This is a genomic window from Hydrogenobaculum sp. (assembly GCF_049967395.1).
Lineage (GTDB): Bacteria > Aquificota > Aquificia > Aquificales > Aquificaceae > Hydrogenobaculum.
On sequence record NZ_JBMFST010000048.1, the window covers coordinates 1 to 10,967 of the forward strand.

11 protein-coding genes are annotated in these 10,967 nt (G+C 35.0%); 8 read left to right on the top strand and 3 right to left on the bottom strand.

Translation table 11 applies throughout. The features are described from left to right. Positions 1-108 precede the first annotated feature (108 nt). The 8 genes from dnaX to ACP5S8_RS06845 all read left to right on the top strand — a co-directional run bounded on the left by dnaX (position 109) and on the right by ACP5S8_RS06845 (position 8,062). Positions 109-1,368 carry a DNA polymerase III subunit gamma/tau gene (gene dnaX, locus ACP5S8_RS06810; protein WP_461876215.1) on the top strand — a complete coding sequence of 420 codons (1,260 nt, stop codon included), beginning with the start codon at positions 109-111 and terminating at the stop codon, positions 1,366-1,368. Continuing rightward, positions 1,355-1,588, top strand: coding sequence for a hypothetical protein (locus ACP5S8_RS06815; protein WP_461871925.1), 234 nt, complete (start codon positions 1,355-1,357; stop codon positions 1,586-1,588). Before dnaX ends, ACP5S8_RS06815 begins: the two co-directional genes overlap by 14 nt. After that, complete coding sequence (locus ACP5S8_RS06820) at positions 1,585-2,904, top strand: sigma-54-dependent transcriptional regulator (protein WP_461871115.1); 1,320 nt, start codon at positions 1,585-1,587, stop codon at positions 2,902-2,904. The genes ACP5S8_RS06815 and ACP5S8_RS06820 overlap by 4 nt, the downstream gene beginning before the upstream one ends. Then, positions 2,901-3,188 carry a 30S ribosome-binding factor RbfA gene (rbfA, locus tag ACP5S8_RS06825; protein WP_461871927.1) on the top strand — a complete coding sequence of 96 codons (288 nt, stop codon included), beginning with the start codon at positions 2,901-2,903 and terminating at the stop codon, positions 3,186-3,188. The genes ACP5S8_RS06820 and rbfA overlap by 4 nt, the downstream gene beginning before the upstream one ends. Then, positions 3,188-4,318 carry a geranylgeranyl reductase family protein gene (locus tag ACP5S8_RS06830; RefSeq protein WP_461876216.1) on the top strand — a complete coding sequence of 377 codons (1,131 nt, stop codon included), beginning with the start codon at positions 3,188-3,190 and terminating at the stop codon, positions 4,316-4,318. The genes rbfA and ACP5S8_RS06830 overlap by 1 nt, the downstream gene beginning before the upstream one ends. 37 nt (positions 4,319-4,355) lie before the next feature. Next, positions 4,356-5,822: a methyl-accepting chemotaxis protein gene (locus ACP5S8_RS06835; RefSeq protein WP_461876217.1), complete on the top strand. Its 1,467-nt coding sequence runs from the start codon at positions 4,356-4,358 to the stop codon at positions 5,820-5,822. 63 nt (positions 5,823-5,885) lie between these two features. After that, positions 5,886-6,263, top strand: coding sequence for a hypothetical protein (locus ACP5S8_RS06840; protein WP_461876219.1), 378 nt, complete (start codon positions 5,886-5,888; stop codon positions 6,261-6,263). Continuing rightward, positions 6,260-8,062 carry a VWA domain-containing protein gene (locus ACP5S8_RS06845; RefSeq protein WP_461876220.1) on the top strand — a complete coding sequence of 601 codons (1,803 nt, stop codon included), beginning with the start codon at positions 6,260-6,262 and terminating at the stop codon, positions 8,060-8,062. The genes ACP5S8_RS06840 and ACP5S8_RS06845 overlap by 4 nt, the downstream gene beginning before the upstream one ends. Here the strand turns inward: ACP5S8_RS06845 and ACP5S8_RS06850 are convergent, their stop codons facing one another. The 3 genes from ACP5S8_RS06850 to ACP5S8_RS06860 form a co-directional block, all read right to left on the bottom strand. Further along, a complete protein-coding gene (locus ACP5S8_RS06850; protein ID WP_461876221.1) occupies positions 8,063-9,586 on the bottom strand; it encodes a transglycosylase SLT domain-containing protein in 1,524 nt (507 codons plus the stop codon). Beyond that, entirely contained in the window at positions 9,586-10,122 is a 537-nt protein-coding gene (locus ACP5S8_RS06855; RefSeq protein WP_461876223.1) for a hypothetical protein, read from the bottom strand. The genes ACP5S8_RS06850 and ACP5S8_RS06855 overlap by 1 nt, the downstream gene beginning before the upstream one ends. 288 nt (positions 10,123-10,410) lie before the next feature. After that, positions 10,411-10,752, bottom strand: a complete 342-nt coding sequence (locus ACP5S8_RS06860) for a rhodanese-like domain-containing protein (protein WP_461876224.1) — start codon at positions 10,750-10,752, stop codon at positions 10,411-10,413. Positions 10,753-10,967: the final 215 nt, after the last annotated feature.

The window sequence follows — 10,967 nt, forward strand, 5'->3', positions numbered from 1 at the left end:
GGCTTTTACCTTCACAAACCATCGCCTTTAGATAAAGAGTTAGAAAAAGAGCAAAATTTGGCAATATAAAAGACCTAACAAAACATAATCTGGTATAAAATATATAGGATGAGTTATATACCTTTTGCCAGAAAGTATAGACCAAAAACCTTTAAAGAGCTTATAGGACAAGAAATACCAGCCACTATACTTAAAAATGCATTCTTGTACAGCAAGATACACCACGCTTACATATTTGCAGGACACAAAGGCACCGGCAAAACTACCACCGCAAGAATATTTGCAAAGGTCTTAAACTGCCTAAACCCTCAAGAAGGAGAACCTTGCAACAGTTGTCAAAACTGCCAAGCCATAGAAAAAGGCACATTTGTAGATTTGATAGAGATGGACGCTGCTTCCAACAGAGGCATAGATGAGATAAGGGCTATAAAAGAAGGGGCTAGCTATCTTCCAATGCAAGGTAAATATAAAGTCTATATCATAGACGAAGCTCATATGCTTACAAAAGAAGCTTTCAACGCTCTTTTAAAAACCATAGAAGAACCGCCCCCGTCTTTGATATTTATCCTTTGCACCACGGAGTTTGACAAAATACTTCCCACCATTCAATCAAGATGTCAAAAGCTCATCTTCTCAAAAGCCTCAAAAGAAAACATAAAGACATATCTAAAACGCATCGCCACCGAGGAAAACCTTGAAATAGATGAAGAGGCTTTGGATGTGATAGCGGATTTATCCGATGATTCTATGAGGGATGCCGCGAGTCTGTTAGACCAAGCAAGTACTTACGGCAACAACAAAGTAACCATAGATACAGTAAAAGCTATGTTTGGGCCAGTGGACAAAGCCTCTATAAGAAAGTTTTTAGAGCTTTTAATAGAAGGAGATACGAGAAAAACTATAGACATGTTAAACACAATAAACGAGAAAGGATACAACGTAAGACTTTTCTGGGAAGGGGTTTACAAAGAGCTTAAAAACATACTAAAAGCCTTTGCTACAGGAGAAGCCCAAGAAGAGTTTTACAAAAACATGCTTTCAAAACCTTTAGAGGTGTTTTTATACCTTGAAGATATTGTAAATCAAGGCTTTAGCGCCATGTATCAAAAAGACCCAATCCTTGCCCTTGAGATAACAGTTTTAAAAGCTTCTTTGATAAAGGATTTTGTGCCCATTTCAGAGCTTTTAAAAGAAGGGTTAGATTTGCCCGCAAAACCCGCTGAAAAAAAAACACTAAATGAACCACCAAAAGATGATTTAACCAAAAGCTCTCAAAATCAAGAAAAACAAAACGAGTATCCAGAAGAGGTAGAAAAAATTTTAGAGGTGTTTAAACCAGCAAAGATATTGCACTATGAGAAAAAGTGATTTAAAAGTGGTTATAAAGCTTTCCAAAGAAGGAGAACTTCTCATATTGGATGCCATCATAACAGGAGCTCCCAACAGGCTTGGTCTTACAAGGACAAGACCCTATGACAAAAAGACACTTGAAATACTCACCACAGATTTTCAAATTAATGATTTGATGGAGTTTGTAGATACGCTAAAACCTTATTTTAGCATAGAGTCAGTAGAGATAGAACAATGAAGGTGCTTATAATAGACGACGAGGCTTCCATAAGAGAGTCTATATCAAATATACTAAGCGATGAAAACATAAGCTCAAAAACGGCAAAGTCCTTGGAAGAGGCAAAAAAGATACTTACAAAAGAGTATTTTCCGGTGATACTTCTTGATATATGGCTAGAAGATGGGTCTGGTATAGATTTTATAGACACTATAAAAGAGCTATCTCCAAACTCCTCTATCGTGATGATAACAGGGCATGGCGGTATTGAGCTTGCCGTCCAATCTATAAAAAAGGGGGCTTTTGACTTTTTAGAAAAACCTCTTTCCATTGAAAAGCTTTTAAACGTTTTAGAAAAAGCTCACAAAGAGCATATCAAAAACAAACTAACCAATATAGAGTCAAAAGACGATATAATAGGCGAATCACCAGCCATAAAAAGGTTAAAAGAAGAGATAAAAAAAGTGGCAAAATCAAACGCAAACATTGTAATATTTGGAGAAAACGGCACCGGTAAAGAACTTGTAGCAAAAAACATACATCAGCTGTCCCATAGAAAAGACAAACCTTTTGTGGATATAAACTGTGCCGCTATACCAGATGAGCTTATAGAATCAGAGCTTTTTGGATACGAAAAGGGAGCTTTCACGGGGGCTTTATCAAGAAAAGCCGGAAAACTTGAGATAGCAAACGAAGGAACGATATTTTTAGATGAAATAGGGGATATGAGCCTAAAAGCCCAAGCCAAACTCCTGAGGGCTATAGAGACAAAAAGCTTTCAAAGGTTAGGTGGGCTTCAAAGAATAGATGTAGATGTAAGGTTTATATGCGCTTCCAACAAAGACTTAAAAAAACTTATAGAACAAGGGCTTTTTAGAGAAGACCTTTATTACAGGCTTGCAGTTATAACGTTGGAAGTCCCACCTTTAAGAGAAAGAGGTTATGATATAATAATCTTAGCGGAATACTTCTTAGACAAATTTTGCCAAGAGAACAAGGTAAAACCTAAGAAGTTAACAGAGGAAGCAAAAGAAGTCCTATTAGAATACAATTGGCCCGGAAACGTTAGAGAATTAAAAAACCTCATGGAAAGGCTAAGTATAACAGTAGAAGAAGATGTCATAGACGCTGAGTCTCTTGGTATAAAAGCTGAAGATAAAGAACCTAAAGATTTTAAAAGCGCAAAACAAGAGTTTGAAAAGCAGTTTATACTAAAAAAGTTAGCCCAATACAACTACAACATAAAACAAACAGCCCAAGCCATAGGTATGGATTTTACAAATCTTTATAGAAAGATAAAAGCTTACAACATTAAAATAGAAGAGGAATCCCAATGAGCAAACAAAAAGATATGCTAAAAAGGACCATAGAAAAAGAGGTGGCAAATATACTTGTAAAAGATATAGAAAATATACCGGGGTTTGTGACGGTAAACGGCGTGCTTTTAAGTGAAGATGGTAAAAATGTGCTTATATCTATAAGCGTTTTAGAAAAAGACAAAGAAGATGCCGTTTTAAAAAGACTTCAAAGCGCAAGAGATTATATAAGACATCTTTTGGCAAAAAGAATAAAAACAAAATCCCTTCCAAAAATAGATTTTGTGGTATCTAAGGAAGATTGATGGAGCGATACGACGTTATAGTAATAGGGGGTGGCCCAGCCGGTGCAGGGGCATCTTACGAGCTTGCGGATGCTGGTGCCAAAGTCTTGGTAATTGAAAAAGCCAAATACCCAAGGCCAAAGTTATGCGCTGGTTGTATATCAAAACGTTCTATAGGTTTGTTTCCGGCTTTTAACATAAAAAACACAATAAAAGGTGGCATTCTTGGGTTTAAAGGAGAAAAGTTTATAGAAAAATCTACCGACGAATGTGCTGTTATAGTAGATAGAGAAGAGTTTGATTATTTTTTAGTATCAAAAGCCCAAGAAAAAGGAGCAAAGCTTTTAGAAGAAACCACAGTAAAAGATATAGAGCTAACACCAACTGTAAGAAAAGTCATCACCGACAAAGGCATTTTTGAAGCCGATTATGTAGTAGGGGCCGATGGTTATCACTCCATCACAAGAAAATCCATTGCTTGTAAAAATAGCTCAAGAAAATTTTTTATAGCGATGGAAGTAAGAGTACCAAAAGAAGATTTAAAGGACTTTCCAGAGGATGAGGTATTGATAGATATAGGCGTTGTAAAAAGAGGATACGGCTGGTATTTTCCGCAAGGGGAGTTTGTAAATGTAGGTATAGCCACCGCCGAAAAAGAAGACCTTTTAAACATTTTTAAAGCTTATACAAAAAACCATAAGCTATTTCCGATAGATCTGTCAAGATACCGCATAAAATCTTGGTTTATACCTTTTATATCAAAAGCCCAAGAACTAAGGCTTGGAAGAGATAGGGTATTTTTGACGGGAGACGCTGGGGCTATAGTAGACCCGCTTTTAGGAGAAGGGATAAGATACGCATATTTAAGCGGGGGGCTTTGCGCAAGAGCTATCAAGTTAGCCAAAAAAGATGCCCATTCTTTGTATGAAAAGTTTGTAAAAAACACCATCTTAGAAGATATCGTTTACGCCGGTAAAATCGCTTCTATCGTTTACAACATACAAGAACTATCTTTTAGACTGTCTCAAGATAAAGCTCTTTATATGTTTTTTGAGCTTTTAAAAGGAGAAAAAACCTACAAAGATTTATACAGATGGGGCTGGAAAGAGCTAATAAAAAATATACCAAAAATCGCTATGAAAAAAATATAAAAAAAGTTTATAATATATAACACAGGAGGTTGCATTTATGAACAAAAACAATGTACTAATAGGAAGTGCTGTATTGCTGTTTTTGAGTGCTTTGGCGGGGGTATTTGTGAAAACCATGCCTGTTGGTCTTGGACTAATAGTGTTGGATGTAATACTTTTTGGTACCATAATATGGATTAGCTTGGGTAAGGAAGTAAAAGAAGAGGTAGAAGTAAGAGTATGTGAAGACGAAAAAATAAAAGGAGACTTCAAAACCATAATGCCTGATTTAGCCACAGAAGTTTACGACTGCGCTAGAATAGAAATAGCTTCCCTAGAAGCAAGACACACATCTGATATGTTGAAAGAGTCTATATCGGCTATAGCAAACGCAGAAGAGGAATTTAGCGCCACCATGAAGGATATAGCAAACTCTATATTAGACACAAAGACCATACAAGATAGGCTTAGCCAGAGAATAGAAGAAAAAACAAAGCAAGTAGAATCTTCAAAAGAACTTGTAGAAAGCTCTAAGCTTGTATATAGCGAAGTCAGCAAGTCAATACATCAACTAAGCGAAAAATCCAAAGGTATAGAATCCATAGTTTCCACTATTCTTTCTATCACAGAGCAAATAAACCTCTTGGCATTGAATGCGGCTATAGAAGCAGCCCGTGCCGGTGAGGTGGGAAGAGGATTTGCTGTAGTGGCAGATGAAGTGAAAAAGCTCGCCGAAAGAACATCAAGAAGCGCTCAAGAGATAGCATCCACACTAACAGATATGTTAAAAGCTACAAACGATGCTTCAGACAAAGTAAGCAATATAAACAACGTTATAAAGAGCATGGAAGCTTTTTACGAAGAGATAAGCTCATACTTTATAGAGATAAAGCAAAGCGCCAAAGAGGTAACAGAGCTTCTCGATAGACAAACGGCAGCAGTGGAAGAACAATCTCAAGCCATACATCAAATATCTGAAAGTGTAATTAACTTTAGAAAAGGTTTTGAAGGTTTTATGAATATAATAGATAATATAACAGGATATACAAAGGAGTTGTTCAAAAATTCCATAGAGGTATGGAATACCGTCTACGAAATAGAAGACAAAGACCTGTTCGTAGAAACCATAAAGAAAGTGGTAGACCACGCAAATTATATGCACAACCTATTTTTGGTGCTCACCGGTAAATCAGACTGGAAGCCAGCAGACCATACACAATGCGCCTTAGGTAAGTGGTATTACGCTCAAAACAAGGAAGAAATAAAATCAAAATATGGTGAAAAAGCTTATGAGGCTTTTGTTAAGATAGAGCAAGCCCATAAAGAATTTCACGATATAGGTAAAATGGCTTATGATTACTATATAAATAAAGACATAGAAAAAGCCTTAGAGCAAAGTTACAAACTTGCATCGCTATCACAAAACACAATAGAAGCTATTATAGAGTTTGCTAAAAGCCTAAAAGAAAGTAAAAGTGAAGCTATTGTAGAATTTGCCAAAAACCTAAAAGAAAGTAAAAGTTAAACTTGATTTTTTTATTAAAATAGCTTATCTTATATAAACTACATTAAGTTTTGGAGTGTATCTATGAAGGATTCTTGTTCAATGCTTGTGTCTTGTTTAGAAGTGTTCTTCGATGATTTAAAGTCCAACCCTTTTGATAAGTCCTTGATAGACTTAAAGATGAACTTTGCAAAAAATATAAACATCATTATTATGAGCTCCAAGGCAAACGGCAACTTAGACTATATTTTGTGCCAAAACATAGATGGCTTCAAAAACTGTCTTTTAGTAAATTTACCAAACTTAAAAGATGATTGTCAGCGTTTTAAGCTTTTGAAAGCGTTGGAAGAAACACTTGATAAATACATGAGCTCCAAAGAAATAAAAGACAAAAATTCTTTATCAATATTTGCAGAGACCATCTTTACACTGCTTCAACAAACAAAACCCTGTAGAAAATGAACAAGTTTGACCAATTAGATTCTATATTAGAAAGAGAATACGACGTAGAGATTAAGCACTCTCAAGAGGGTTGGGGCTGTGGATACGATCCAAAATATGTATCCATGGTGGATATGTGGGCAAAGGGAGAGATAGAAGACATACCTCAGATAATAAGGATACCAGCAGGTGTTGTATACAACGCTTCAGAGTTTTTAAGAGCTTCCCAAGAGCAAGCCATATCAGATATAGGCCATGAAATAAGATATATACTTAGTACAAACCTTTTTAACTTTAGAAACGGTCAAAGAGAGGTATTTAGAGCAGGGTATGATCCTACTTCGTTCGTATGCCTTTACGCTGTGTTTGAAAACATAAGGCTTGACAAAGAGGTTGGTTTTGGGGCTTTTGAGAAAAAAAGATTTAACGAAAGGTTAAACCGCATAAAGCCAAAATATCCACACCATCTATATCTTGCTTACATGTATAAAAGCTTTTATCAAGAGCAGTTTGATATACCAAGCGATATAAAAAAGCACGCAAACGATACAAGGCATAGCTTTGACGAAGCTTTAAAAGACATACCAGAAGCCTACAACATCTTAATGGAATCCATATGGCCAAGGTATAGACAACTTGTAGAGTTATCTCAAGATATCAGATTAATAGAACTAATATTAAAGGAGTTAGACAAGCATTCTGGTAGAATCACTACAGACATAGTAGGAAAACTAAACACAGAGCATGTATCGTTTTTTGAAAGCTTAAAAAAAGCAAATCTCATAGACAAAGTCATCATAGATAAATCAAAGGCCATATTAAAACAAATACCAGATTGGATGGTGGCTTACGCAAGGCAAATAGTAAGAATGGAAATGATAGAGCAAGATGCTCTATTTTTTAGGGAGTTTTTACCTAAAGTATTGGAAGCGGAGATAGAGCATAGAGGATTCCTAAGCTTTATCATAAAACCTTGGGAAGAGAGTATGGCTTCTGGGAGTTCTTCAAAATCTGGACGCTCTGATTCCAAAAACAACGATGGCAATGGATCCTCTTCTCTTGGAAAAGACCAAACCAAAGCTTACAACGAAATAAGAAATTCTGTTATAGTAGTTTCTGAGATTTTAAAAAGAAACATATCAAAGCTTTTTCCAACAGAAGACAGTTTATTTGAAGGAAAATATCACACTGGAAAGCACATAAACACCAATGCTTTAGCCACCGAGATAGCATCAAAAAGTGGTCGTATTTTCCAAAGAAGGATAGCTGGAAACGAGATACCTGTATTTTTCTCGTTCTTATTGGATATATCTTCAAGTATGAGAAAGGAAGATAAGCTTATAAACGCTATTAAAAGCCTAATACTTATAAGCGAGGTTTTAAGCGATTTAAAACTTGATTTTTCTATAAGCCTTTTCAACGAAGAGTATTTTATATTAAAAGATTTTAAAACCCCTTACAAGCAAATTATAGCTGACATATTAAATATATCACCTCAAAAAAGCACAAATCTAGGTCTTGCCATTGAAGAAGAAAGAAGACATATAGATGATTTTCAAAGAAAAACCCATAAAAGAGGTGTCTTTGTGCTGTTTTCAGACGGAGAACCTACAAAAGGTATGAAGAAAGAAGAGTTAAGCTCTTACGTAAACTTGTTAAAATTAGAGATACCTATAGTGGCTATAAGCGTAGGAAAAGCTGGGGAATCTATAAGGGAGATTTTTGGCAAAAATACGCTTATAGTAAGCTCCATAAACAACTTACCAATGGCTTTTGGAAGGATTATACAGCAGCAACTAAGCAAATTTATGAGAAGATAATCATCTTGCAAGGGCATACTTGTAATGCCAATAAAAGTTTAATACTTTTTTTACATAGTGCCTATTTATGGTGTTTGGTATGTGTTCTACAAACAAAAGCCAATCGTTAAAATCCTTATACTTTGAAACGTTCCCGGGCCCTGCGTTGTAAGATGCTACTGCCTTTACAAGGTTTTTATTCCAAAGACTGTAAACGTAATAAAGGTAATAACTACCGTAAAGTATAGAGTATTTTGGGTTTTTCATATCATCTACAAAAGGAAGGTTAAACCTTTTTGCTACAAACATGCCAGTGGTATCTTTTACCTGCATAAGTCCAACGGTAGTAGATTTCTTATCTGGAAAAGCCCAATAAGTCCTTGCTATAGGGTTGTAAAAGCTCTCCTTTCTTATGATAGATAAAACGAGGTTTGGGCTAACGGTATCTTTTGGTATATATTTCAAAAACACTAAAGGGTAGGCGTTCCAATCACGGTTTTTTATCATAAAAAAGTTTGGATTTATATGAAATATTTCGCACATTTCTTTTTTTGTAAAAGATTTATCTTTGTAATAGCTGTAAAGATAGCTGTTAAACCCATAATCCATAATCTCTTTAAACTCTTTTACCTTTCTATCAGGCTTATAAGAAGGACATCTTAAAAATTTTGCGTATATAGGTTTATGAAGCTTTAACTTTGCTAGGGTCCCGTAAAAGCTGTCGTAATTTGAAGCTTTTTCTAAATATTTTTTGTTTTTAGTGCTTTTATAAAGCCAGTAGTAAGAAGCACCTGTTTTATCGTAATAAGAGGCTTTCTCAAAAGATACAGAAGCGTCTTTGTAGTCTCCAATTTCAAAGTAAGATATCCCTTCATAGAAGTATTTGTAAAAGCTATCTGGGACATATTTTGCATAATCTATGAGGGCTCTTGGCTCATCTTTGAAAAATAGATCTCTGTAAATATAGTTTTCGTAAAAATCTTGTAAACGCTGATAATTAGAATAAGGCTTTAACTTTGAAAGCTCTTCATTTGCCCTGTTAAAATCGTTTGTAAAAAGATAGTGATAAAACCTTGCCATAATAGCATACTTTGAATTACTGTTTTGGGATATGACATATGCAAAGTAATAACATCCACCTTTAAGAGCATTTTTTATAGCAAGCTCATTTCCCATGAGTTCATTCTTCTTGTCTTGGAAAAAGCATGGCTTTTGGGACATAATACTTTTATCCACTCTTGCTAAAAGCCTATAATACTCATAAACAAAACCTCTTGTAAGGCGATGAGTGTCTACTTTATCAAGTATATTTTTAAGGTTGTTAGAATCTTTTGAAAGATAGGCATATACCACCAAGGCATCGCTTTTTGTAATAGGGTCGTTGTAAGATATCACTTCTTTTATTAGGGTTTTTGCTTTTGACGGGTCTTTTTTAACGAGTTTTAACGCTTTTAAGAAAAGGCTTAATTCCTTTGAAAAATTTTGAGAAAAGCCAATGTTTACAGATAAAAAACTAAAAAGTATGAAAAAAACTAGCTTTTTCATCAAGGATGTTTTATTTCATATATCCTTACAAAAGCGTAAACAAGATCATCCACGCTCTTTACCTCTACTTCATCTTTTGACCTTTTATATTTTGGAAGCTTCTTAAAACCTATATAAACAAGCACAAGTCCTATTATACTTACAACAAGGCTAGCCAAAGCCCAGGCAACATGATTTACAGGCCTACTCAAAGTCCCTATAGTAAAAGTCCAAAAAGACACCGCCACAGATATTACGATACCGCCCATGGCAAGCCAAAAGAAATCTTTTATAGGTATGTGCTTTGGTTTTGCCGTCAGCATAAGGTCTTTATTCCTAAACAATATATCTTCTAACTCCTCTGTGCTTATCGTATCTGCATCTTTAATACCTATATCCTTTGCTATATAAACTATAGCCTCCCTATAATCCGAAGTCTTTGGTCTTACTAAAAGCGCCAATACAAGGTTTCTAAAGTTCTCTAAAGAGACGTTCTCCCCTTTTTTTCTACCTAACCACGATTTTAATATAGCTTTATCTCTTTCCAAGATATCCATACAAATATTTTAACTCATATTTTTGAAAAAAATATAAAATAGCAAACTTTATGAAAAAAATTTAGCTTATAATATCATAAACAAATGTTATTGTTTTTTGCACACCGTTATATATTTTTTTGATATATCACTTGATATAGGAGGTAAGAGGACAAAGATCTAAAATGGATTCTAGATAGAATATCAAGAAGAGAGATACACTACAAAGACCTAGAAGCTTTCTTAGAAAATCCAAATACAAAAGAAGAGGATATAGTTAAAGTTGTCCAAGCTTTGACTGTGGGTAGTTTATTTAGAAAAAAGAGTTGACTCTAAAGTTTTTAGCCCACCCTCTATATTAAAAGCTTTAAAACCAAGGTTTTTTAGCATATCTACCACATATTTACTTTTGTTTCCACTGTTGCAAACTACAAAATATTCCTTTGATTTATCTAAAGTATTTTCCAAATCCGGTTTATCAACAATCTCATCAAAAGGAATATAAATATATTCTTCGCAACAAAATATACTCATGGCCTTTTCTTTATCAAAATCTTTCTTATCTATCCTTACATCCAACAAAACTCTACAAGTCTGCCACGGTTCACAAGTCTGCCACGGTTCACAAGTCTGCCAAGATTTATGGCTCATCGGTACTCACCTCTAAATTAACTTTTTATTTATTTGCCCGCAGGATAAACCTGCAGGCATATATACGGAGGAGGGAAGGAAGGGGGAGGTGGAAACGAGATTGTACCTCATTTAATCATCGTTTGAATCTGAAGAGTCGTTTGAGTTATCTTCAGAATCTTCTTTTTGTTGCCCATTATCCTCAGCAACAAGGTAAGACTGGGTAGATTTAACAG

Coding starts and splice junctions, on each gene's coding strand:
- rbfA (WP_461871927.1), top strand. CDS start 2,901: ATGAGCAAACAAAAAGATATGCTAAAAAGGACCATAGAAAAAGAGGTG.
- ACP5S8_RS06835 (WP_461876217.1), top strand. CDS start 4,356: ATGAACAAAAACAATGTACTAATAGGAAGTGCTGTATTGCTGTTTTTG.
- ACP5S8_RS06850 (WP_461876221.1), bottom strand. CDS start 9,586: ATGAAAAAGCTAGTTTTTTTCATACTTTTTAGTTTTTTATCTGTAAAC.
- ACP5S8_RS06855 (WP_461876223.1), bottom strand. CDS start 10,122: ATGGATATCTTGGAAAGAGATAAAGCTATATTAAAATCGTGGTTAGGT.
- ACP5S8_RS06830 (WP_461876216.1), top strand. CDS start 3,188: ATGGAGCGATACGACGTTATAGTAATAGGGGGTGGCCCAGCCGGTGCA.
- ACP5S8_RS06860 (WP_461876224.1), bottom strand. CDS start 10,752: ATGAGCCATAAATCTTGGCAGACTTGTGAACCGTGGCAGACTTGTGAA.
- dnaX (WP_461876215.1), top strand. CDS start 109: ATGAGTTATATACCTTTTGCCAGAAAGTATAGACCAAAAACCTTTAAA.
- ACP5S8_RS06845 (WP_461876220.1), top strand. CDS start 6,260: ATGAACAAGTTTGACCAATTAGATTCTATATTAGAAAGAGAATACGAC.
- ACP5S8_RS06820 (WP_461871115.1), top strand. CDS start 1,585: ATGAAGGTGCTTATAATAGACGACGAGGCTTCCATAAGAGAGTCTATA.
- ACP5S8_RS06815 (WP_461871925.1), top strand. CDS start 1,355: ATGAGAAAAAGTGATTTAAAAGTGGTTATAAAGCTTTCCAAAGAAGGA.
- ACP5S8_RS06840 (WP_461876219.1), top strand. CDS start 5,886: ATGAAGGATTCTTGTTCAATGCTTGTGTCTTGTTTAGAAGTGTTCTTC.